General features: G+C 63.9%; 16 protein-coding genes. All 16 read right to left on the reverse strand.

Annotation, left to right across the window (positions count from 1 at the left end; translation table 11 throughout):
- Window positions 1–81: 81 nt before the first annotated feature.
- The gene (locus C0Z19_RS26405) at window positions 82–681 is read right to left on the reverse strand and encodes an FMN-dependent NADH-azoreductase (protein WP_102612814.1); all 600 of its coding nucleotides are present in this window, start codon (window positions 679–681) and stop codon (window positions 82–84) included.
- A 171-nt stretch (window positions 682–852) separates the two neighbouring features.
- On the reverse strand, window positions 853–2,694 hold the full coding sequence (locus C0Z19_RS26410) for a M61 family metallopeptidase (RefSeq protein WP_102612795.1): 1,842 nt from the start codon (window positions 2,692–2,694) through the stop codon (window positions 853–855).
- Window positions 2,695–2,804: 110 nt separating this feature from the next.
- On the reverse strand, window positions 2,805–3,530 hold the full coding sequence (locus C0Z19_RS26415; RefSeq protein WP_102612796.1) for a DsbC family protein: 726 nt from the start codon (window positions 3,528–3,530) through the stop codon (window positions 2,805–2,807).
- Between the two features lie 141 nt (window positions 3,531–3,671).
- Window positions 3,672–4,844: a UbiH/UbiF family hydroxylase gene (locus C0Z19_RS26420; protein ID WP_102612797.1), complete on the reverse strand. Its 1,173-nt coding sequence runs from the start codon at window positions 4,842–4,844 to the stop codon at window positions 3,672–3,674.
- 177 nt (window positions 4,845–5,021) lie between these two features.
- The gene (locus C0Z19_RS26425) at window positions 5,022–8,933 is read right to left on the reverse strand and encodes a hypothetical protein (protein WP_146012153.1); all 3,912 of its coding nucleotides are present in this window, start codon (window positions 8,931–8,933) and stop codon (window positions 5,022–5,024) included.
- Between the two features lie 351 nt (window positions 8,934–9,284).
- Window positions 9,285–10,277 carry a helix-turn-helix transcriptional regulator gene (locus C0Z19_RS26430; RefSeq protein ID WP_102612799.1) on the reverse strand — a complete coding sequence of 331 codons (993 nt, stop codon included), beginning with the start codon at window positions 10,275–10,277 and terminating at the stop codon, window positions 9,285–9,287.
- A 36-nt stretch (window positions 10,278–10,313) separates the two neighbouring features.
- Complete coding sequence (locus tag C0Z19_RS26435) at window positions 10,314–11,039, reverse strand: amino acid ABC transporter ATP-binding protein (RefSeq protein ID WP_102612800.1); 726 nt, start codon at window positions 11,037–11,039, stop codon at window positions 10,314–10,316.
- Window positions 11,039–11,713 carry an ABC transporter permease subunit gene (locus C0Z19_RS26440; RefSeq protein WP_102612801.1) on the reverse strand — a complete coding sequence of 225 codons (675 nt, stop codon included), beginning with the start codon at window positions 11,711–11,713 and terminating at the stop codon, window positions 11,039–11,041. Before C0Z19_RS26440 ends, C0Z19_RS26435 begins: the two co-directional genes overlap by 1 nt.
- Complete coding sequence (locus tag C0Z19_RS26445) at window positions 11,713–12,453, reverse strand: amino acid ABC transporter permease (protein WP_102612802.1); 741 nt, start codon at window positions 12,451–12,453, stop codon at window positions 11,713–11,715. The genes C0Z19_RS26440 and C0Z19_RS26445 overlap by 1 nt, the downstream gene beginning before the upstream one ends.
- A 188-nt stretch (window positions 12,454–12,641) precedes the next feature.
- Window positions 12,642–13,505, reverse strand: coding sequence for a glutamate/aspartate ABC transporter substrate-binding protein (locus C0Z19_RS26450; protein WP_102612815.1), 864 nt, complete (start codon window positions 13,503–13,505; stop codon window positions 12,642–12,644).
- A gap of 141 nt (window positions 13,506–13,646) precedes the next feature.
- The gene (locus C0Z19_RS26455; RefSeq protein WP_146012155.1) at window positions 13,647–14,993 is read right to left on the reverse strand and encodes a D-amino acid dehydrogenase; all 1,347 of its coding nucleotides are present in this window, start codon (window positions 14,991–14,993) and stop codon (window positions 13,647–13,649) included.
- Window positions 14,994–15,208: 215 nt separating this feature from the next.
- Complete coding sequence (locus C0Z19_RS26460) at window positions 15,209–16,150, reverse strand: LysR family transcriptional regulator (protein WP_102612804.1); 942 nt, start codon at window positions 16,148–16,150, stop codon at window positions 15,209–15,211.
- 31 nt (window positions 16,151–16,181) lie between these two features.
- Complete coding sequence (locus C0Z19_RS26465; protein WP_102612805.1) at window positions 16,182–19,676, reverse strand: hypothetical protein; 3,495 nt, start codon at window positions 19,674–19,676, stop codon at window positions 16,182–16,184.
- Between the two features lie 171 nt (window positions 19,677–19,847).
- On the reverse strand, window positions 19,848–20,159 hold the full coding sequence (locus C0Z19_RS26470) for a cupin domain-containing protein (protein ID WP_102612806.1): 312 nt from the start codon (window positions 20,157–20,159) through the stop codon (window positions 19,848–19,850).
- A gap of 129 nt (window positions 20,160–20,288) precedes the next feature.
- Entirely contained in the window at window positions 20,289–21,863 is a 1,575-nt protein-coding gene (locus tag C0Z19_RS26475; protein ID WP_102612807.1) for a sensor domain-containing diguanylate cyclase, read from the reverse strand.
- 116 nt (window positions 21,864–21,979) lie between these two features.
- A partial coding sequence (locus C0Z19_RS26480; RefSeq protein WP_233196293.1) for a LysR family transcriptional regulator occupies window positions 21,980–22,914 on the reverse strand: 935 nt, incomplete at its 5' end.

Below are 22,914 nucleotides of genomic sequence, written 5' to 3' on the forward strand. Positions count from 1 at the left end.
GTACGAAAGCGTCGCGCCGCTCGCAGGCGGCGCGACGCGCGCTACAGTCGATCGGACGTTCGATGCGATGCCGATGATCAATCAGGCCGCGGCGGCAATCGCCTCGCGCGCCGAAGCCAAGGCGGCATTGGCGGCATCCGCGCCGAGGTTCAGGCCTTCCGCGTAGATGAATTCGACGTCGGTGATGCCGATCAGGCCGAGAAACGCCTTGATGTGCGGCGTCTGGCTGTCGTGCGGCGTGCCGACGTAACGACCGCCGCGCGCCGAAACGATATAGGCCTTCTTGCCCTTGACGAGGCCTTCGGGGCCGTTCGCCGTATAGCGGAACGTCACGCCGGCGCGGGCGATCCAGTCGAAATACGCCTTCAATTGCGAAGAGATGCCGAAGTTGTACATCGGCGCGCCAATCACGAGCACGTCGGCTGCCTGCAATTCGGCGATCAGTGCGTCGCTGCGCGCGACGATCGCGGCTTGCCCCGGCGAGCGCTGCTCGGCCGGCGTGAAGAAAGCGCCAAGGACCGCGTCGTCGAGGTGCGGCAGCGCATCAGCCAACAAATCGCGCACGACGAGCTCGGCACCAGGGTTCGATCGTTGCAACTTTGCTGCGAGTTCGTTGGCGAGCAGCGTCGAATTGGCGCCTTGCGAACGCGCCGCGGAATTCAGTTGAAGGATCGTCGTCATGTCAGGCTCCAAGTGGTTGCGCGTTTGTGCGCGAGTGGAGCCATTGTCGCGATTGACCTGATCCGGAAAAAGTAGCCTGGCGGCGACGGATTGTTGCAATGATGGGACGATCGTCCGCGCCTGTGCCCCGCGCGCGCAGCAGAGCGATGCGGCGCCGGTCGCCCCGGTCGCTTAGCCGCGCAGCCAGCGCTCGCGCGCCCGCCGCTCGGGCGCACCGCGCTTTTCGTCGGCCGCTGCCAGCGTGTAGCGCGTCACTTCCGGCGGATCGAGCCTGACGCGCGCGAGCAGCAGCTCATCGCGCCGGAACGCATGAATGTCGACGGTCGCGCCCGGCAGATAGCGGCCGAGCAAGGCGTCGAGGTTCGTGGCCGTCACGCGCAGCCCGTCGACGGCGATCAGCACGTCGCCGGCCGACAAACCGGCCTTCTGCGCCGCACTGCCGTCATGCACGGCGGCAAGTTGGCAGTCCGTGCCGCTTGCACGCACGCGCACGCCGAGCGACGGCTTGCCTTGCGCACCGTCCACGCCGTTTTTTCCGCCGTTGCGATTCGCAGCGCCCGTCTGCGGTTGGAGCGTGATGCCGAACGGCGCGAACAACTCGTCGAGCGGCAGATCGCGCGTCCCGTAGACGGCCTCGCGAAATAGCGTCCCGAGTTCGACGCCCGTCGCCTCGGCAATCAACGCCTGCATCTCATCCTCGCCGACGCCCGTCATCTTGCCGCTATAAAAATGGCGCCCGTACCGTTGCCATAGCAGCCGCATGACGTCGTCGAGCGATTTGCGATGATCGGTGCGCGCGCGTATGGCCAAGTCGAACGCCAGTGCGACCAGCGAGCCTTTCTGGTAATAGCTGACGATCGCATTGGGCGCGTTCTCGTCCTGGCGGTAGTACTTGATCCAGGCATCGAACGAGCTCTCGGCCACGCTTTGCTTCAGGCGCCCGCTGCCGCGCAGCACGGTGCCGAGCGTCTTTCCGACGAGTGCGTAATATTCGGCTGGCGTGATCGCGCCGCTGCGCACGAGCATCAGATCGTCGTAATACGACGTGAATCCCTCGAACAACCAGAGCAGCGAGGTGTAGTTCTCGCGCGATAGATCGTACGGTGCGAACGCGGCCGGTTTGATGCGCTTGACGTTCCACGTATGGAAGTACTCATGGCTGCACAAGCCGAGATAGGTGCGATAGGCTTCCGTGACTTCGGGCCGGCCGATAACGGGCAAATCGGTTCGATTGCAAATCAGCGCAGTGGAAGCGCGGTGTTCGAGGCCGCCGTAGCCATCGCTGACGACCTGCGTCATGAAGACGTAGCGATCGACGGGCGCCTTTTTCGTCCGCGGTTCGAACAGGGCGATTTGCGTTTCGCAAATGCGCTTCAGGTCAGCACAAAGCCGCGCCATGTCGACCGACACGGTCCGCCCCGCGATGACGATGTCGTGCGGCACGCCGTGCGCCTTGAACGTCGCAAGCGCAAAGTGCCCGAGCGTGACCGGGTGGTCGACAAGTTCGTCGTAATTTTGCGCCCGGTATCCGCCGAAGCCATAGCGCCTGGTGCCGCGCGCTTCCAGCAGTGCGGTCCCCACGCGCCAGTCGCGATACGACGCGCCCGCGGGTTTTTGAATGTCGACGACGCAAGCCGCCTCCTCGCGGCCGACCGGCAACAAGAACACACTGGTGCCGTTGAAGAAGCCGCCCGTGTCGTCCAGGTGAGCCGTGCGAACCGACATGTCCCACGCGTAGACCTCGTAGCGCAGCGTCAACGCGCCGTCCTTCACGGGCGCGGCCTGCCAGGTCTGCTTATCGGTCTTTTCGATACGGACCTTGCGCCCCGCCTCGTTGAATGCGCTCAGCGTCACGATGTTGCGCGCGAACTCTCGCACGAGGTAGCTGCCCGGAATCCACGTGGGCAGCGTGAAGCGCTGGCCGGCCGGATCGGGATCGGCCAGCGTCAGCGTGACTTCGAACAGGTGAGCGGCAGGTTGCTTCGGGACGATGGCGTAGCGAATGGGCTTCATTGAACAGGCTTCGAATGGACTTCGCTTCAAGGGAACGCTTCAAGCCGCTTCAAGACTTGAAGCAGCGCAAGAACTCATGGGTGTATGGGCCGACGAAAGCGGAGTCGGCCTCAGTGCGCGCTGGCCAGTGCGCTATTGAGCTCGTCGGCCGACACGGCGCCGGGCAGGCGGCGGCCATCGGACAGGATGACCGTCGGCGTGCCGGTGACGTTCAGGCTGTGGCCGAGCGCGAGGTTCTTGTCGAGCACCGATGTGTCGCAGCCGGACGCTACGTTGGCGGGCGCACGGCGATCGAGCATCCACGCCTCCCAGGTTTTCGCGCGATCGGTCGAGCACCAGATCGCTTTCGACTTCACGAGTGAGTCGTCCGACAGAACCGGGTACAGGAACGTGTAGACCGTGACGTTGTCGACCGATTTGAGCGTCGTCTCGAGTTGCTTGCAGTAGGGGCAGTTCGGGTCGGAGAACACGGCGATGCGACGCGCGCCGTTGCCCTTGACGACCTTGACCGCATGGTCGAGCGGCAAGGTGGAGAAGTCGATCTTGTTCAGTTCGGCGAGATGCGCCTCGCTCATGTTGGTGCGCGTCTTCGTATCGACGAGATCGCCCGCAATCACGTAGTCGCCGCTGGCGTCGGTGTAGACCATCTGTGTGCCGAGGTTGACTTCGTAAAGTCCGGGGATCGGCGCCTTCGAGATGCTCTTGATCTTGATTTCGGGCAGACGCGATTGCAGCGTCGCTTTGAGTTTGTCGGTCGTCTGGTCGGCACGCGCGGTGCAACCAAGCGTGGCGGCGGCTAGCACCGCAACGGCGGCGATTCGCATGGCGATGGGCATGATGGTGTCCTTGAAGTTCGGTTCGCGCGTCGCATGGTCTTTTGCGGGCGAACGGGCGAAAAAAGGTTCGCTGAGGTTCGGTACGGCGCGGGCGGGTTGCTGTCCGGATGCGCCTGCGAGTGTCTGTGCCGGATGCTACCGCTATCCGAGCGCGGCCGACACGAGCCAGCGCTTGACGAGCGGCTGCGCACCCACGAGCGCCATGCCCGCGTTGCGCACCGAGCGCGCCAGCAAGCCCGGCACCGAGAAAAGACGTTGCAGGCCATCCGTCGCGAGCGTCAATGCACCGATGTCCTCGCGCCGCGCGCGTTCGTAGCGGCGCAATAGCACCAGATCGCCCAGGTCGCGAAATGGTTCCTTCTCGGCGATCACTTCGGCGAGCGAAGCGACGTCCCGCAGGCCCAGATTCATCCCCTGCCCCGCCAGCGGGTGAATCAGGTGCGCGGCGTCGCCGACGAGCGCGACGCGCGGCGCGATCAATCGATCCACCGATTGCAACGCGAGCGGAAAGCCGTGCGCGGCCCCGACACATTCGAGCGCCCCCAGGCGGCTGTGGGTGATCTTTTCGACGGCCGCTTCGAGTTGCGCCGGCTCCAGCGCGAGCAGTTCGCGCGCATGCCCGGTGCCAGCCGACCAGACCAGCGATACATGCGAATCGGGCAGCGGGAGCAGCGCGGCGATTTCGCCGTCGACGAACCATTGGTATGCCGTTTCACCGTGCGGCTTCTCGGCCTTGAAGTTGGCGACGACACCCGTTTGGCGGTAATCGCGCCGCGTGACGTTTGCGCCGATCTGAGCACGAACCCAGGAATGCGCGCCGTCCGCGCCGACGACGAGATCGGCCTGCAGCACCTGAGCGTTGGCCAGTGCGAGGCAGGCGCAGTCGGGCTTGATGTCGAGTCCCTGCGCGCGCGTGTCGAACCACTTCACCTGCGGCTGAAACCGTAGGGCGGCATCGAGGGCATGCTCGATCAACGACGACTCGACGATCCAGGCAAGCTGCGGCACCGCCGCCTGGAACGCCGAGAAATGAAGCTCGGCCAGTGCGTCGCCGAACACGCGCATGTCGTAGACGGGCGCGAGGCGATCGTGATCGAGCGCTTGCCAGATGCGCAGCCGTTCGAGCAGCGCCTGCGAGCTGGACGACAGCGCGTAGATGCGCGCGTCGAACGGCACGTCGACGGGACGCGGCGCGGCGGGCTGTGCGATGAGCGCGACGCGCAGCCCCGCTTGCGCAAGGGCGAGCGCGGCACTCTTGCCGACGAGGCCGCCGCCGACGACGGCAACGTGGAACGACTGATGTTGGGCGGTCATAGGCGCAGATTATAGCTGCGCGCCTGCCATTGCATCGCATCGGGCGGGGGCGCGTTGCGTCTTCCGCCGCGCCTTTTCGCCACGGCACACCGCGCCGTAGCGCCGACGGGCCTGCCCACGGCCCGAGCAGCGCAGTCGGCGTACTGTCGGTCAGCGGTAACGCGTTGGCGATGGCAACTAGCCGGCATTGGTGCCGATCGGCCCGCCGTCGGAGATCAACGCGAGTTCTTCCGGCGTCAGTGCCGCATCGAGCGCCTCTCCGCTATCGCGCTGGGCAGACTTGCCGAGAATCTGCGCTCTGACACTATCGGGCAGCGACTTGACGATTGGATCGGGGTCGCCCGTCAGCGCGGTCACCGTCTTCGCAAACTCGGGGAATTCGCTCGGATCGATGTTCGCGTAGTAGACCGTCTTGCCGTTTGCCGTTCCCTGGAAGTTCTTCCAACCCTTCGTCTGCAGAATCTGTTGGGTCCGGATGTTCGCCATGTTCTCGTTCGGGTTGATGATTTTGACGTGATCCATGCCCCGCGCGTGGAGCGCGTCCTTGAACGCGGAGACGACATCGTCCGTCACATAGTGAGTACAGGCGAGCGCAAGCGATGTCGTGTCCTTCGGCAGATTTTCGACAGAGGTCTTTGCCGACGCCTTCAATTGTTTGAGCCAGGCCGGATAGCCCGGATCAGTCTTCGGCGGCGTTCTGTTCACAAGATCGGCAATGTCCATGCCGGAGACGCTGGCGACCGTCAAGGGCGTGCCCGGCGCTGCGTGAGCCGGGTCTTGGAGCACGACGAGGTTATCGACGTTCGGCCCGTTCCCCTTGGTGCTCCCGCCCAGGGGCGTCTTGTTGACCGAAGGATCGCTCTTGAACGCCGCGAGTTCGTTGGGATCGAACGCACCGCCCTTGGCCAACGCCGAAAGCGCCGCCGGGAACGCGTAATTGCTGACCGTGCTGTTCGTCGCGACGAACGCGGGATGTTCGCCGCCGTTTGCAAAGACGTATTTCGACGTCGCATCGACGATGTTGTTGAGCACCGCGTTACCGGCCATCGCTGCCACCCCGCCGTTCGTTTGCGCGGACGCCGTATTGCAGAAGATCACGACGTTGTTCGCATCGAGATCCTTCGATGCGAAATTCAGCAGCGTCGCCGTATTGTTTTGCACGATACCGTTCCTGAGCGGCCCCCACGTCTGGCTCGCGTCGACGACGACCGAGCGTTGAGGCGTGAAGCCGAGCATATCCGTCGTGAATTGCGCGGTTTGGTGCCCGGACGCCGTCGCCCCCTGGCCCGAGTCGGCGTCGATGTCGTGCGGCGAGCGGCCCTGTCCGGCCATCGCTTGCGCAAACGGCAGCGCGTAACCGTTCTGCCCGGCCAGTACGCGGATACCGGCCGCGCCGGCAACGAGCGGCGTGACGAGACCGCCGATCGATTCGATCTTCTGACCGGTACTCATCTGATCCCAGCTCTCCTGCACCTGCTGGATTTGAGCGTCGGTCGCCCCGGCCGCGAACCCGGCGGACGCAGCGCCGCCGACAGGCGACGTCATGACTCTGGATAGTGCGGACGGCGTACCGGTCGACACCATCGACTTGAACCCATTCAGCTCGATCAGCGCGCTGCCGCTGTAGAGTCCGCCCGATGCGGCGCTGAGCAGGTTCGCGATGTTGCCCGTCGTCATATACGGCTGGTTGTGGCCGGCCTCCTCCAGCATGTCGTTCAGCGTGCTGCCCGCAACGATCGTCGATGCGCCGATGGTGGCCGTGCCGGCCGCGCCCGCCAGCGATGCGCTCACGAGACCGCCGGCGGCCAGTTCCTCCGGCACGGCGGCACCCATCGATGCGACCGCCAGGACGACCCCGCCCGCCACCATGACGCCGACGCCCACGTCGCGCGCGATATGCCAGACCTTGTCCTGCCAAGGCTCCTGATAAGCCTGGTGAGTGTCGACATCGACATGGCCGTTCTTCACGTCGAGCGTCAGGTTGCGCGGCACCGCGAGAATGCCGTCGCTCGAGAACACCTTGTTGTGTTGCTGCAGATCGTGGAACGCGCCGTTGCCGTCCTTGCCGTCGTAGGTTGCCCCCGTCAGGTCGATCAGCTTCACGTGATCTTTCGTATGCAGCGAAAACAGCGCCGTATTGCCAACCCCGTCCTTGCTCGTTCCGTAAGCGACCGGGATGGCCGAGAGCGCTGTCTTATGGTCGCCGTTCTCTTTGAGAATACGATCGACGACCGGGTCAATCGCCTTGTTGATCACTTTTGCCTGATCTGAATCGCCGCTATACATGTCCTGATAAGGATCAGGCGTCTTGGCGGTCTTCGCCTTGGCCAGCGCTTGTGCCGTTGGCGCCAGGCCGAGCGCGGCGCCCACGAAATTGCGCAGCCGCATCTTGTATTGCGCGTCGGTTTCCGTGCCGCCGCCGGGCGGCGTCTGCGAGAAATCGAGCTTTGCCTGCGCGTCCTTCGACGAGAACTGATCGAAATACTTTTCCACGTATTTCTGAGGATCGGACTTGAACTTGTCGAACGACTCCTTCGCATGCTTCGATTGAGCGTCTTTCACACGGTCGGCGTTGCCTTTCGCAATCGAATCCGTCAGCGCCTTGATCGCTTTGTGCGGGGCGTGATTGGCGGTGAGCTGGGTCGAAACGGCGGCCCACAGGTCGCCGTTGCCATAACGAGCTGCCGAGCGAGCCGCCGTGAAATCGTCGGGCAGGTCGGCGCTGCCTTTGCCGTCGCGCGAGGACAGCAGCCACTGCGCGGCTTTCTTTGCCGCGGCGGGATCGCCCGAGACCAGCGTGCTCACGCCGTCGAAGAAAGAACTTTTCAGAATGTTGTTGGCATCGCCGATAGTGGGTGCGTCCTTGCCGAGCTGTTTCATCAGCGTGTCGAGCAGCGGCTCACGCAGTTCGTTCGGACAACCGTCCGCGAGCGTCGACGACAACCATGCCCCGGCGTTCGTCGCCTTCTGCTGCGACGCACTCGCCAGCGAGCCGGCGTGAGGTTCGAACGGCTGCGTCACCTTGATTGCGTCGGCGAGCCCTTTTTCCAGCGCCTTCGGCGTGAGTTCGCCACGCACCGCGTCGAGCACGGCCTTACGCCCGGCCGCGCCATCCGATTGTTGAGCGGCGGCCATCTGAGCGTTGAGCACCGATAGCTTCGTGCTGAGATCGGGGGCCTTCGCGACGAGGTCGTGCGCGTAGGACGGACGCATCGCCGACACCGCGTTGACGAGCGACAGTTGCAGCGCGGGATCATCAGGATTGCGCGCCATCAGGCTCGAGAGCGCAAAGCTCAGCGGGTCGTTCTTGAGCATCTGCTTATCGGCATCGGTCAGGCCGGCCGTCTGCGGATGCGCCATTGCGTCGTGCAGAATGTGCGACGTCAACAGCGAATGCAGATCGCCCTGCACGCCGTCCTTGGCGTGATTACCGAGCACAATGGCCAGCCGCGCCGATTCGGGATCCTTCGCGTCTTTCGGCGCTTGCGTCGCGTCGAACTCGTGCTCCAGGTCGCGATTGAGCGTCTTCTGCAGTTCGTCGATTTTGGTTCGATCGTCTGCCAAGGTTCCGCCGCCGCCGTCTTCCTGACTCAGCGCCGCGAGTTTCGGCGATGTCTTGCGCAGGGCTGCCAGGTCCGCCGCCGCCTGCTTGAGTGTGGCTTGCGCCGTAGCGAGCGAGTAAGCGTCTTCGCGCATGGCGCTCACCGCCGGCGCCTCGGCCGACACGCTTTGCGTCGCATCCTTCGCCAGGCTGCCGAACAGCTTACCGGCGTCGCTGCGGCCCGACGGCGCCAGCTTGGCGATTGCAGCGCCGGCCGCATCGAGCGCCGCGGTGCGCTCGCTGCCCGTCTTGCCCTTGGCATAGACGCGCATCGCATTTTCCATCGCCGCTTTGACCCGCTCCATCGCCGCTTGCTGCGCCGCACGCGTGGCCGCCTCCTGCGCGCGCTTGATCGCCTCGCGCAACGCTGCCAACGCGGCCGCCTGTTCCGCATTCGGTTGGGACGTCGCGGGCTTGTCCACCGGCATTTGCTGTCCTGCCGATGGTGCCGGCAACGAAGATCCACTACGGTCGATTGCAAGTCCCATCACATCCCTCCGAAAGAGCCGTGCAGCAGCTCGTCGATGAATTTCGGTTTATGGTCGATGAACCGACTGGCGAATCGTCCGGCGTGCCAGCTTTCCGAGAGAAGCCCGGAACCGGTTCTGCTTTTTGCTGTTCTTTGACTGTTAGAACCATTCCCACCCCGTAGCCGGACACCTGCAACGTCTGCTTTCCCCGAACGTTGCGAGCACGGCGGCTACGGTTCAAATGCGATTACGACCGAACCGGCGCCAAGGAACCGGTTCTGCCTGCTGCCTTTAAAAACCGTAGTGCCGCGTCCGCAACGCGCGTGTTCGCGCGCAACGCAAAGACAGCTGCTACGGTACTGCCAGGGATCAAGCCAGTTCGAGTTCCATGCCGCCGGCCAGAAACGCGAGATGCGTGCGGTTGGCCGCGCCGTATCGACGCCGCAGGAATCGCAAGTGATAGTCGACGTTGTGCGGCGTCGTTTGCAGACGCGAGGCAATCTGCTTGTCCGACAACCCGCCGGCCAGGCACGCGAGAATCCGCGTTTGCATGTCGGAAGGCGCATCGGCCGCGGACGCCTCGCACACGCGCGGAACATGCGCCGGATCGGACGCGAAGCGGTGCAACGACAAGCCAAGCGCGAGCGCTTGCGCAAGCACGTTGTCGCTGATCCAGCCGCGATCGGCCTGGCTGCTCGACAAACTCACGATCGCGCGCAAGCCGCCTTGCGTCGAAGCAATGCCGAACATCACGCCGCTTCTGACCTCGTCGCGCGCCAGCTCGTCGAACAGGCTGCACATGGCCGCCGGCGCCCCCCGTCCACGCCATGCGCGCAGCAACCAACTGAGATCCCAGACAAGAGGCGCGCTGGCATTGAGCACCGTGGCAAGACGCGGGTCATGCGCCTGGTAGCCGGCATCGAAGTAGGCCTGGCCGAAGTGGCTCGGCGTGAGCGTATCGGTGACCCAGGCGTCGGTCGGTTCGTGGCGGCCGGCGCGCACCGTGAAGTACGCCAGCGTACGAAAACCCGTGACGTTGAGCAGCGCGCGCACGAGTCGTGTCCGCTCGTCGGGATCGCGCGCCGTCATCAGTTCGGCGGCGATGCGCGTGTCCGTGCGATGGTCCGCGGCAGCGTCGTGCGCATGGGCGGGGATCGCGCCGGCCGCGAACGGCACGGCGCCCGCCCGGCGAACGCTGCCATGCACATCCGAGCCTTTGCGTGCGGCGCCGTGTACCTTGGCCGCGCGCCGCCCCCTGTGCTTGCCGCGCGCCTCCAGCGCATCGCGCGACATCGCGCCCGTATGCGTCAGACCGAGCGCCAGCCCACTTTCGTTCCCAACCGTCAACATCGTCGTGTCCATAGGGCCACCGAAAAAACGTGCAGTTGACCAACCGATTCAGTGAAGAATGCGCGACAGAAAATCCTTCGCGCGATCGGTGCGCGGGGCTTCGAAGAACGCATCCTTCACGTCGTTTTCGACGATGGCGCCGCGATCCATGAAGATCACGCGATTGGCGACCTTCTTCGCAAAACCCATTTCATGCGTGACGCACATCATCGTCATGCCTTCCTGCGCGAGCTCGACCATGACGTCGAGCACCTCGTTGATCATCTCGGGGTCGAGCGCCGAAGTGGGCTCGTCGAACAGCATGGCGATCGGGTCCATCGACAGCGCCCGCGCGATCGCGACGCGCTGCTGCTGGCCACCGGAAAGCTGTCCCGGATATTTGTCGGCATGCGCCTTGAGCCCCACGCGCTCGAGCAGCTTGAGCCCTTTGTCGAGCGCTTCGTCTTTCGAACGGCGCAGCACTTTGATCTGCGCGAGCGTCAGGTTCTCGATGATCGACAAATGCGGAAACAGCTCGAAGTGCTGGAACACCATGCCCACCTGCGCGCGTAGCCGGGCGAGATTGGTCTTCGGATCATGGACCGGTGCGTTCTTGATCATGATCGAGCCCGACTGGATCGGCTCGAGCCCGTTGATCGTCTTGATCAACGTCGACTTGCCCGAACCCGACGGGCCGCATACGACGACCACGTCGCCCTTCTCGATGCTCGCCGTGCAATCGTCGAGGACGCGGAACGGCCCATACCATTTGGAAACTTTTTCTAGCGTGATCATCAGATAGCCTTTCTTTGCAGAAACTTCACCAACATCGAAGCCGCGGAGCAGATAACGAAGTACGTCGCGCCGGCAAGCATCAGCATCAGGATCAGCGTGCCGTCGCGCTCGCCGATGCTCTCGGCCATGCTGAAGAAATCGCCGAGGCCGATGACATAGACGAGCGACGTGTCCTGAAACATGACAATGGCCTGCGTCACGAACACCGGCACCATCGCGCGAAACGCCTGCGGCAACACGACATGTCGCATCGTCTGCAACGGCGTGAGGCCGAGCGCGAGCGATGCGCTCTGCTGCCCGCGCGGCACACCGAGAATGCCGGCGCGGATGATCTCCGAGTAGTACGCCGCTTCGTACAGCGAGAACGCCACGAACGCGGACACGCGGCGGATATCGACCGCCGGCGAAAGATGAAGCAACGATTTCAGTAGTTGCGGCACCACGAGAAAAAACCAGAGCAGCACCATCACGAGCGGCACCGAGCGAAACAGCGTGACGTAGCCTTGCGCGAACCAACTGAGCGGCTTGACGGGCCCGATACGGAACAACGCGAGCGCCGTGCCCCAGACGAGGCCCGCCGCGATCGCCGAGACGGTCAACTCCAAGGTGACGACGAACCCCCTGCCGAGCGACGGCAGGACGGGGAGAAGAATGTGAAGGATTTGGCTGAACATCAGCGCGCTCCGCTGGCAATGGGTAGGCGCACGCGTCGATCGATCGCACGCATGATCGCCATCGCCGAAAAATTGATGACCATGTAAGCGATCGTCACCGCGATGAATGCTTCGTAGGTCTGCGCCGTGTAGTCGACGAGCTGGCGCGCCTGGGCCGACAACTCGAGCAGCCCGATTGTCGAAAACACCGCCGAGTTCTTCAATACGTTCAACAGCTCGGATGTGAGCGTCGGCAGAATGTGCCGCAATGCGACCGGCAACAGGACGTAGCGATAGGACTGCGTGGTGCTCAGGCCCAGTGCATGGGCTGCCGCCTTTTGGCCGCGCGGCAGCATTTGAAGCGCTGCCCGCACTTGCTCGCAGATACGCGCCGCGGTGAAGCAGCCGAGGCACCCGATCGAGCAGGAAAGAAACTGCGTCGTCGGCGGGAGCGACTTGAACCAATGGCCGGCCGCAGCGGGCGCAAGATCCGGCAACGCGTAATACCAGATGAACGCTTGCACGATCAGCGGCACGTTGCGGAAAACCGCAACGTAGACGGCGCCGAACGCGTGCGTCACCGGGTTCGAGAGCGTTCGCCCGACGCCGAGGAAGAGCCCGAGCACGAGCGCTACGACCCAGGCGCCGAGCGACAGCGCGATCGTAATCTCGAGCCCCGAAACGAGCCAGCCGAAGTATGTCGAGGGCTCGCCGGTCGAGACCGGCTCCAAAAAGATGCCCCAATTCCAGTGGTAAGCCATGATCGAAAATTCCTGAACGTAAGCCGCACGCCTGCCTGCCGATTTACCGCGCGTCTACTGAACATTGACTGCCGGACTTCCTGTGAGCCGCCGCCCCCTTTACGAGCCCGCGCGATCGCCGCGTGGCCTACAGCGGGCGGAAGTCGCCGCCGGAAAACCCGGCGACGGCGCAGCGGCTCATGCAATGCTTAGTCGAGCGCCTTGTCATTCGGATGGGCGAACAGCGCTTTCATCTCGGCCGACAACGGGTAGTTCATATTCACGCCGTTGGGCGGCGTCGGCTGCGTGAACCACTTCGTGTACAGCTTCTCGGCCTCACCGGACGTCTGCATCTTCGAAATCACGCCGTCGACCAGGTGCTTGAACGGCGCATCGTCCTTGCGCAACATGCATGCGTAGTTTTCGGAGACAGGCGGCTTTCCGGTAATGACGTAGTCGTCCGGGTGTTTGGCCTTCGCGCGTTCGCCGTACAGCAACGGCTCGTCCATGACAAAAGCAACGGCGCGGTCCGACGCGACATCCTGGAACGCTTCGTAGTGCTCCTTCGGGCTGATGACCTGCATATTCATCTTCTTCTCTTCGTTCATCGTGCGCAGCAGCTTTTCGTCGGAAGTGCCCGCCGTGCTCGCGACCGTCTTACCGGCCAGGTCGGCGAAGTCGTTGATGTGCGAACTCTTCTTCGACACCATGCGAATGCCGTAGAGGAAAATGCTGTCCGAGAATCCGACCTGCTTCTCGCGCGCGAATGTGTTCGTCGTCGAGCCGCACTCGAGGTCGATGGTGCCGTTCTGCATGAGCGGAATGCGGTTCTGCGACGTGATTTGAACGAGCTTCACGTCAAGATGCGGAAGATTGAGCTCCTTCTTCACTTCGTCGACGATCCGCATCGCGATGTCCTGCGAATAGCCGATCGTGTTGCCGCTGTTGTCCGAATACGAGAACGGGAACGACGCCTCACGCACGCCCAGCACGATCTGGTTCGCGTCCTTCACTTTCTTCAACGTGCCGGTCAGGTTCTGCACCTGCGCCTGCGCACCGCACGACAGCAACATCGAAACCAGTGCGACACCACTGGCGAGGGAAATATTGCGCATGTCTTCTCCTTGGAATCAACGAGTGGTCGAATAAAACCTGATTGCTTTAATGGCCGCTTCTTCGAGCGGCTATCAACGGCGTCCTTCACGGCCCCGGGTCTACGCCATTAAAAATCCATCCAATTCAATCTCCTGGTTGCGCTCATCGAGCAAGTCGGCCACGACACGCGCGCTGCCCATCGCAAGCGTGAAGCCGAGGCTGCCGTGGCCGACGTTCACGAACAGATTCTCGTACCGCGTCGGGCCCAGGATCGGGCGTCCGCTCGGCGTGGCGGGACGCAGCCCCGTCCACTCGGCCAGCGGCGCATCGAGCGAGAGCGCCGGAAACACGCGCGCGATACCACGCTTGAGCGTCGCGATCCGGCGCGCATCAAGTGCGAGCGAATGACCAACGAGGTCGGCGATGCCGGCGGCGCGCAAGACCGGCCCAAGCCGCGCAAAGGCGATCTTGTTGTCGTAGTCGGTCACGCTCACCCGCGGGCAGGCAGCTTCGTCGGCGATCGGAACGCTCAGGCTATATCCCTTGATCGGCCACAAAGGCACTTTCACGCCGAGCGGCGCGAGCAGATTTCGCGCATCGATGCCGCTGGCTACGATCACGCGATCCGCTTCGATCTCGCCTTCGGCCGTAGCCACGCCACGCACCTGCCTGCCTGCCGTCAATAGCCGCGTCACGGCCGTACCGAAATTAAACGACACGGGCATGGCAGCCGCGCGCATCGCGTTACTCATCTCTACGCAGAGCCGATAGCAGTCCGCCGCCTCTTCGCCCGGCGTGTAAATGCCGCCCACGAGTTCCTTCTCGACCGACGCGAGGGCCGGCTCGACCTCGATGCATTGCGCCGCGCTCAAGCGCTGCTGCACGTAGCCGTATGGCGCGAGCCATGCGGCCGTCCGTTCCGCCGCGTCGAGCGCACCGGCGCGCCGATGCACGATGAGCTTGCCCTTGCGGGCGAAACTGAAGCGGTCCGGCACCAGCTTGAAGCACTGATCCCATTCCTTGCGGCTAAGCATGGCGAGCTCGAACAACCGGCGCGTCGTATAAGCGCTTGCGCCAGCGTTGCACAGACTCACGAAGCGCGCGGCCCAACGCATGAACGCCGGATTGAGCACGCCCGCGAGGCGCAACGGCCCATCGGCCTGCAACAGCCAGCGCGGAATGCTCGAGAGCACGCCCGGCCCCGCGAACGGCGCCACATAGGCATAGCTCAACTGGCCGGCGTTCGCAAAGCTCGTCCCCTCCGCCACACCGTCGCGGCGCTCGACCACCGTCACTTGATGGCCACGCCGTTGGAGTTGCCACGCCGTCGCCAAGCCAACGATGCCCGCGCCGATCACCACGATTCTTGCCATGAAATCCGTTGTCCCCCGCAGAGCTTTCAATCGGTGAGAAGACGGTCGCTGCGACCGTCTTCCTTCGCGGCGTCGATCAGTCGTGTGTGTCATCGTCGCGAAGCTATGCGAGGCAATTTAATCGGAGTGCGGGCACGTCAATATTCGAATTCGTAGTCAACCTATAGCAAAGAAGCATAACGACGGACAAACGAGGCTCATGTTTTTCATCGCAATGGGGGTTACCGGCGCCAGAGAGCGGGACAAGACGGGAATCGCAGCGAATTCGGAGGCGGGAGTACAGCATCGATATCGATCCTCGACACGCGTCAAGCCAGGCTGATGCGGTATTCGCTCGCGATCATGCCGAGCGCGCTGCGCAGTTCGCTCGCGGCGAATACGACGCTTTCCTTCAGCAATTCGGCGAGCCGTCCGGCCAGCGTCTCGGTCGTGCCGAGGAGTTTGACGTCGAACTGAAGCGCCGGCGAAAGCAGATACACGTTCAGCGTACCGGGGCCGCCCGCGACAGCGGTAAACGTATCGAGCAGCGCATATCCGACGCCCTGGCTCACCAGCGCACGGGCAATACCGTAGGTCTGCACGACGATGTTCGCCTGCAGCCCGACCTTTGCGTGCTGAAGCCGCTGCCCGATGACAGAGCCGAGCGGCGTCCCGTCGTGCAGGCAGATGAACTGCTTGTCGGCGAGATAGCCGAGCTCGGAAAGCGGCGCATCCTGCCGCACGAGCGGCGGCCAACGCGGCGGCGTCGCAAGGACCATCTGTCCGCTCGATAGCACGCGCTCCTCGATGCCGGAGACTGCGGGCGGCGACAGACAGATGCCGAGATCGACCGCGCCCGAGCGCAGTCCCGCGACCACTTCGGTCGTATGCAGCGTCGCCAGTTCGAACGCGGCATCGGGATAGGCGGCGACGACGCGTTCGATCGCGCGCGGCAGCACACTGTTCGCGAGGCTCGGCGTCACGGCGATTCTCAGAGGTGCGCCGCCTTTGCGCCGCACCGTGGACGAAATGAAGCGCAACTTCTCGATCGCGGCGAAGACCTGCTCGATCTCGGGATAAATCGCGAGCAGCTCGGCGGTCGGCACAAGCCGACCGCGTACGCGATCGAAGAATTTGTACCCTGCCTGCTGCTCCGCATGCGCGAGCGTGCGCGAGACGACGGGCTGCGACACATGCAACAAATCACCGGCTCCGCTGACGGAGCCGGTGATCACGATCGCCCTGAGCACTTCGATATGCCGAAGCCTCATGCGATGCCTGGATGCAAGACGTTGCCGAGCATCAACCCTGGTTCTGCCCGATCTTTACCGGCACGTCGATACCAAGCGAGCCGGACGGGTCGAGGCTCGGGTTCAGATTGAGAAGCTCGGCCAGCGCCGCCGCGCTCTGCTCGTCGCCGTTGGCGAGCGAGGGTGCGCCTGCTTGCGCCGTGAGCGCCGGCGAATTTTGCGCCGCGATCTGCCAGTCAGAATCGCCAGGCGAAGAGACTACATAGAGCGGGCTGACCGACGCTACTTTGGAAGCGGCCGCCGCATCGGTGACGGCTGGGCCGGCAGCCGGCTTGACGCTGTCGCCGCCCGGCTCGAAGCCGTCCTGACGCGTCAGGTAGTTGTACAGCCCGCGCTCGCTGACCGGCTGCTGGAGCGCCTTTTTCTCGGGCATCTCCGCCCCGGCCTTGCCGCCGGCCTGCGGACGCAGCACATAGGTGCCCGCCTGATTGTCGTTCGGATTGGTTTCCGCGAATTTGCCGCTCTCCCCGTCGATACCGGTACCCAGCACCCAATCGAGAATCGGCACGTGATGGTTCTTGAGCGTATCGAGCGTATCGTCTTCCACGTGATGAGCGGCATTGACGCCGTCGTGGATCTTGCTCGCCCCCTTGCTGTGATCGGATTCCGCCCAAGCCATGATTTGCGGCAGCGTCACGCCTTTGACCTGTCGCAATGCCTGCATCGGGCTGATGCCGTTCTGGTTCTGATCGAGCAGCGCGTACGCTTGATCTTTCGTCAGGCCAGGGTATTGCGTCTGCAGCAGCTTGAGCAGTCGCGGATTGTTCTCCGCTTCGTTTTCATTGACGACGTGGAGCCGGTTCGCGATGTTCCAAACCTGCTTCACGATACAGCCGACGGCGAGGATCGTGCCGCCTACCGGGTTAAGCCACTCGGGCACCGTCTCGCCGAGCAGGCTCGCGATTGACGCAGCGCCGGCCACGCCCCCGCCGATCGCCTGAGCCGCATTCGATGCGGTCACGAGCGGCCCCAGGTCGGCCTGCGCGAACGTCATCATGCCGTCACCGATCGCCACGCCGAACGTGCCCACGGCCTTGGTCCACTTCAGCCAGCCCAATGCGGCTTCCCAGTCCTTGCCGCCCAGCGCGAGCGCAGTCGTCGGCGTGGTCCGCAGGAAGAAGCTCGACTGGGGCAGCAGGTACTCGTAGTTGAACGGTTTGCCGAGCCCCTCTGCAAGCGTCAGCGAGGTAGACGGCGTGTGCGACAAGAACCCGATGTTTTTGCCCCAGTTGAGTATCTGGCCGAACATCTTGTAGACATGCGTCGGATCGAAGACTTGCTTGAGCCCGACCACCTCATGGACGATGGCCTCCCCGTTCTTGTCGACGCCGCCCGTGAATCCGAACAGCTTTTTCAGCGTGCCGTCCAGCGAGCCTTGCAGTTCGCGGAGTTTGGTGGCTTTGGCGCTATCGCTGAGCGAAGCATCGTCGGCCACGGCAACCGCTTGATTACGCCACGAGATCGCCGCATCCACGCCGCTCTGCGTCTTCGCCGGGTCAAGCCCCATGCGGGTAGCCGTGGTCCCGATGCCCTTCATCAACTGTTCGAAACGCTTCGGATTGCCGGAGGGATCGGCCATCAGCGCGCTGAGCGCGCCCTTGCTGTAGCTCGAAAAGCCGTCGGTAAGCAGGTTCGCCGTATGTCGAATGATGAACGCACCCGCGTTCGGCGAAGCGGTGATGCCAAAGGACGAGTACGGCACCTGGAACTTCAGCTCGCTCGCGGTGAGCGTGGCGATCTCGCCATTATTGTTCAACGCCCCCTTGACCGAATCGTCGCCCAGCACCGACTTGTACGCCGAATCGAGCCTCTTTTCCCCCCACCCGGTCGGATCCTTGCCGATCGTCTTCAAACCCTGGATCGATTGCGTCGCCTGGTACAGCAATGCCGCCTGATGGCTTGCCTTGGTCGAGATCGAATCCATCTCGTTGGCTTTGTCCGGGTTTTGCACCCGGTACGTGTTCACGGCAGCCGTCAATTGCGAGTTGTCGCCCGCTTCGATGAAATTTTTCGTATAGAAGGCCAGATCGGAGCCCGGTCCCGGCTTCTGCGCGGAGCCGGCGATCGACGAGAGCGAATCGTCGATCTGCCCCTTCAGGTTCTGGACGCCCTTGCCGATGGCGTCGATGACCTGTTCGCGGTCGAACTTCGGCGACGTGTTATACGGAGGGAGCGCACGCGACAAGGCTTTCAGATCGACAGGCGCCTTGTCTAGTTCGTTGGCCAGCGCGACGGAGAGCTTGGCGTTGCCGGCCTGCACCGATTGCGTGACCGGCGTTGGGCCTTCTCCACGCGGGCTCTCGGAGAACAGCGGCTGGTACGCCTTGTTCGATACGAGCACATGGGCGAATTCGTCGGCGCGATCGGAGCCCAGGTGATCGGCCGTCTGGACGGCGGCGCTGAGCCCTTCATAGAAGTCGTTCGGTGCATACGGTCTCGAAGCGGCGAGTACCGTCGCCCAGTTATCCGGCGTATCGGGTGTCGCGCTCAAATGCGGCTTGACGATGTCAAGCACCGTGTTGGCGATTTCGGCCGGCGCGTTCTCGCCGATCGTCTTCATCAACTTCCCTTTGTCTTGCTTGGCGAACTGCGCCTGAAAGTAGGCCGCGTTGAACTGCGAGCCTGCCGCCTTCAGGATTTGCGCACGGGCCTCCGGCCCCGAAGCCGTATCCATGCTCTGCTTCAGGTCGGCGAGCGCCGTCGCGAGGTCGCCCTTGCTCATCGCCGTATCGACGGCTTGCTTCGTGTACTGCACACGTACGGGCACTTCGACCGAGGTCAACGCCGCGAGATAACCCGAATCGTCGGCATGCACGTTCGTGAGCTTCAGCGCCGCATAGGCGACCGGGTCGCGCTGAGCGAGCAACCGGTTCGGGTCGTTGATGTATTTGGCGTCGTGGGCGACCGACGAAGCCTGTTTGATCGCATCGGGAAACGCGGCCTGCAAGGCGCTGGCGAGGCTCGCCTCGTCCTTGCCCAGCGTTTCCTGAGCCCCTTTCTCCGCCGAGGTGCCCGCCACCGTCTGCAGGTTCGCCTGGTCGATGTCGACCGTGTAGGTCTTTTCTTCGACCGACCGGGTGTTCAGATTCTCGCCGTCGACCTGCTTCTGCGCCCCGGCCAGCGCCTTCGTGAAGTTCGCATCGCTGGGCGCCGCGGCATGCAGCGACGATGCTGCCGCGGTAGAGCTGACGCCTTTGTCCTGCGCGTGGCGCATCTGATCGGCAAGCGAGCGCTGCACCGCCGCCCAGGCCGCTTCGGCCCGGGCCTGCGCCGCCTTCAGCGCGTCGGCGGCCGCCTTCTCGCGCTGCGCCTGTTCAAGCGCACGTTGCGCTTGCTGCGCCTTCGCGAGCAACTGCGCCGTTTCCGCCGAAGCGCTGACCTTCGCCGTAGAACCGGTGCCGGACGGACCGGCAGTCGGCGCGGCGCCGGCAGAAGAAGACGTAGTGACAGTGGCGGTGGAACCGCCGGGGTCTACGGGCCGTACCATACATCGCCTCCGCAATCTGTGCCTGTTATGCCTCATGATTACGCAAGCCGATTTCCGCCGCTGGCCGGAGTTTCGTAGTCCGGCCCACCCGTCTTCATAAAAGCCGAGCCGTCACTACCGCCACCCGTAGGCGACCCGCACCTTCGTCGATGGCCGACTACGCGCCGACGCTTACACGGACCCTTCCTTTTCGATCACGAGCATGCGCGCTTCGCCCATCGGATGGGCGACGTGCTCGGCGCCGCTCGACGCGAAGAAAATGTCCCCGGCGGACATCACGACCGAATGGGTCTGGCCGTTTTCCCGGTAGTCCATGCGCACCTGGCCGTCCACGACAACAAAAACTTCCTCGCCGTCGTTGACGTGCCATTCGTAGGGCTTGTCCGCCCAGTGCAGGCGAACGGTGATGCCGTTCATGTTCGCAATGTCGAGCGCGCCCCAGGCGCGCGCTGCCGTGAACGTGCGGCTTTCGATGAATTTCATGTTGGGTTCCCCGAAGTGATGATGAGTCCGAGGCGTCCATTGTCGGGCAGGCGCCGAAGGCGGGAAACAATGGTGAGAGACAAACTTGGGGCAAATCCTGCCACGAGGGCAGGCGGGGCAGGCGGGCGGCTAGCCAGGGGTCTCTTCGGCGCTCGCATGCGCCGGCAGCGGACCGGACAGCGTTACCTTGTTTCGGCCGGTCGCTTTGGCGTCGTAGAGCGCCTGATCGGCCGCGCGGATCACGGCCCTGACGTCGCCGTCGTATTCCGGCGTCCATGCCGCGGCGCCGATGCTGGCCGTCACGTGACCGAACTCGCTGGCCGCATGTTCGATATGGAGCTCGCTGATCGCCACGCGGATTTGTTCGGCGATGGCGGCGGCGCCTTGCGGCGGCGTGTCGGGCAGCACGACGAGGAACTCTTCGCCGCCATAGCGGGCCGCGCTGTCGGCGGGCCTGCGAATGGTCTCACCGATGCACCGGGCCACGGCGGCGAGCGCGTCGTCGCCGGCCTGGTGTCCGTAAATGTCGTTGTAAGCTTTGAAGAGATCCACGTCGACGAACAGCAGTGAAAAAACGCTGCGCGTTCGCCGTGCCCTGCGCCATTCCTGATCGAGTATCTCGCCGAGCGTGCGCCGGTTGTTCAGGCCCGTCAGGCCATCGGTGCGCGCGAGCAGCGCCAATTCGCTTTCGGCCCGCATCCGGCGCCGCAACTGCGCGGCGAGCACGAACGCAAGTCCCACGAAAGCCACGGCGAAGACGGCCATCAGCGAGCCGATCACGAGCGCGCGCCGGCTCCATGCGGCATAGATGTCCGATTCCGCCTCCGCCACCATGACGATGAGCGGCAAGCGGGCCATATGTTTGAAGTAGTAGAGCCTGCGCACGCCGTCGATCGTCGACGTATCGGCGAACCAGCCTTCGGACGTCGCAGCGAATCTCCTGAACGTGCTCGCGTGGCTGATATCCCGTCCAATGACCGCCGGATCGAACGGTTGCCGCATGACCATCACGCCGTCGCTGCCGATCAAGGCAATGGATCCATGCGGCCCGAGCTTCAACCCTGAAAACAACTCGTGGAAATAATCGAGCCGGATCGCGACCATCGCGACGCCTTTGAAGGAGCCGTCGGGCCCTGCGATGCGGCGGCTCAGCGCGATGCTCGGCGAACCTGCGCGTAGCCGAGAATGGTAAGGGTCACTAACGAACAGGCCGGCATCGGGGCGATCGCGCTGAACCGTGAAATAGCGCCGGTCGCCGAAATTCATGGGGGGAGGGTCGGCGCTCAGCGAATCCAATCTGACCCGCCCGGTCTCGTCGAGCACGAGAATCGAGCCCAGGTAGCTGGCCGTGGCGGATCGGTCGAACAGCGCTTGCTGCCGGACATGCGGCGACGCCGTCATGATTTCGCGATCGTTGAGGCCGTCGATGACCGCCTGCAGCGAGAGCGAATAAAGTTCGAAGTTGCGTTCGATGTCGCGTTCGGCAATCAGCGCAAGGTTGCGCGCCGTCTCGTGCGCCCGCTGGAGCGCATCGTCGCGCGACTGATAGACGACGACGCCGCACAACGACACCATGAATGCGGCAATGACGACCGCACCGGTGACGATCGCACGCGGCGTCAGCAGGTCGACCCGCAGACGCTGCCAGGAAAAGCGGTGCGGTGTAACTCGAGCATTTGCGTTGTCGTCGCCGATTCCCTGCATGCCGGTCCCATGTTGAAAGACTATGGGTGCCTCCTCCGAGCGCACGCCCGGCCAGTTTATCATCGGCAACGCAACGAGGCTCCATTTACCGAGCCGAGCGGAATCCGCACTGCGGCCTACCCCTTCTCCACGCGTTCGGCCAGTTGCTGCACGAACACCCTGAGCGCATGCGTGCCCGCATGGCTGGCCGCCGTCATGACGCTCACGCCGATCGAGAGCGCCGGTTCGAGATCCAGCACCCGACGGCGGTCACCCATGCCAGTGGCCGTGTACTCGTCGATGATCGTGAACCCCACACCGCTCTCGGCCAACGCGCGCGCGACGTAATACGTCTTTACCTCGATCATTGGCGCCACATCGCGTTGATCGAGCGCCGCCAGCATGGCGTTGATTTTCAGGCCGAGGGGGTCGGCTGCATCGAGCCCGATCCACTTCGAGAAATCCAGGTCGGCCAACCGCACGCAGTGAACGCCGGCATCGGCCCGGCCGTCGTCAGGCCCGACGAAGACAGCCCGGGCTCGTCCAAGCTCCTCGATGGCGATCCCCGCTTGCGCGGGCGGCTCGAACGCAATGCCGACGTCGATTTCCTGAGCGAGCAAGAGCGCGGACAGCGTTTCGTTGTTCTCGGTTCGAATGCTGATCGAGACGTCCGGGCACAAGCGCGCGAATGCCGCGACCGCTTGCGGCACCAGACTCAGACCGAGACTCGGGATACAGCCGATCCGCAGCATGCCGCCCGGGTGCGAAGCAAGATTGCGGGCCAGGTGCCGGACCCGTTCGAGACTCAGATGCAACGTCTTCGTTTCCTGGAACAGCAGGATGGCTTCGGGCGTCGGTTTGAGGCCGCCGGGCAGGCGTTTGAACAGTGCCAGGCCGAGGCTGTGCTCGGCCTGCGCGAGCATCTTGCTCGCTGCGGGCTGGGAGATGTTCAAAAGATCGGCCGCGCCCGAGAGCGAGCCTGCCTGCATGACGGCATGAAAGACTTCGATGTGACGCAAGCGCATGGCCATGCTGGAGACGTGTCGGCGGCTCTCCCCCGATAGCCCGCCCC

It is taken from the genome of Trinickia soli (genome assembly GCF_002879855.1).
Classification (GTDB): domain Bacteria; phylum Pseudomonadota; class Gammaproteobacteria; order Burkholderiales; family Burkholderiaceae; genus Trinickia; species Trinickia soli.

Coding starts and splice junctions, on each gene's coding strand:
- C0Z19_RS26425 (WP_146012153.1), bottom strand. CDS start 8,933: ATGGGACTTGCAATCGACCGTAGTGGATCTTCGTTGCCGGCACCATCG.
- C0Z19_RS26470 (WP_102612806.1), bottom strand. CDS start 20,159: ATGAAATTCATCGAAAGCCGCACGTTCACGGCAGCGCGCGCCTGGGGC.
- C0Z19_RS26475 (WP_102612807.1), bottom strand. CDS start 21,863: ATGCAGGGAATCGGCGACGACAACGCAAATGCTCGAGTTACACCGCAC.
- C0Z19_RS26445 (WP_102612802.1), bottom strand. CDS start 12,453: ATGGCTTACCACTGGAATTGGGGCATCTTTTTGGAGCCGGTCTCGACC.
- C0Z19_RS26420 (WP_102612797.1), bottom strand. CDS start 4,844: ATGACCGCCCAACATCAGTCGTTCCACGTTGCCGTCGTCGGCGGCGGC.
- C0Z19_RS26460 (WP_102612804.1), bottom strand. CDS start 16,150: ATGAGGCTTCGGCATATCGAAGTGCTCAGGGCGATCGTGATCACCGGC.
- C0Z19_RS26415 (WP_102612796.1), bottom strand. CDS start 3,530: ATGCCCATCGCCATGCGAATCGCCGCCGTTGCGGTGCTAGCCGCCGCC.
- C0Z19_RS26410 (WP_102612795.1), bottom strand. CDS start 2,694: ATGAAGCCCATTCGCTACGCCATCGTCCCGAAGCAACCTGCCGCTCAC.
- C0Z19_RS26435 (WP_102612800.1), bottom strand. CDS start 11,039: ATGATCACGCTAGAAAAAGTTTCCAAATGGTATGGGCCGTTCCGCGTC.
- C0Z19_RS26405 (WP_102612814.1), bottom strand. CDS start 681: ATGACGACGATCCTTCAACTGAATTCCGCGGCGCGTTCGCAAGGCGCC.
- C0Z19_RS26465 (WP_102612805.1), bottom strand. CDS start 19,676: ATGGTACGGCCCGTAGACCCCGGCGGTTCCACCGCCACTGTCACTACG.
- C0Z19_RS26440 (WP_102612801.1), bottom strand. CDS start 11,713: ATGTTCAGCCAAATCCTTCACATTCTTCTCCCCGTCCTGCCGTCGCTC.
- C0Z19_RS26455 (WP_146012155.1), bottom strand. CDS start 14,993: ATGACACACACGACTGATCGACGCCGCGAAGGAAGACGGTCGCAGCGA.
- C0Z19_RS26450 (WP_102612815.1), bottom strand. CDS start 13,505: ATGTTGCTGTCGTGCGGTGCGCAGGCGCAGGTGCAGAACCTGACCGGC.
- C0Z19_RS26430 (WP_102612799.1), bottom strand. CDS start 10,277: ATGGACACGACGATGTTGACGGTTGGGAACGAAAGTGGGCTGGCGCTC.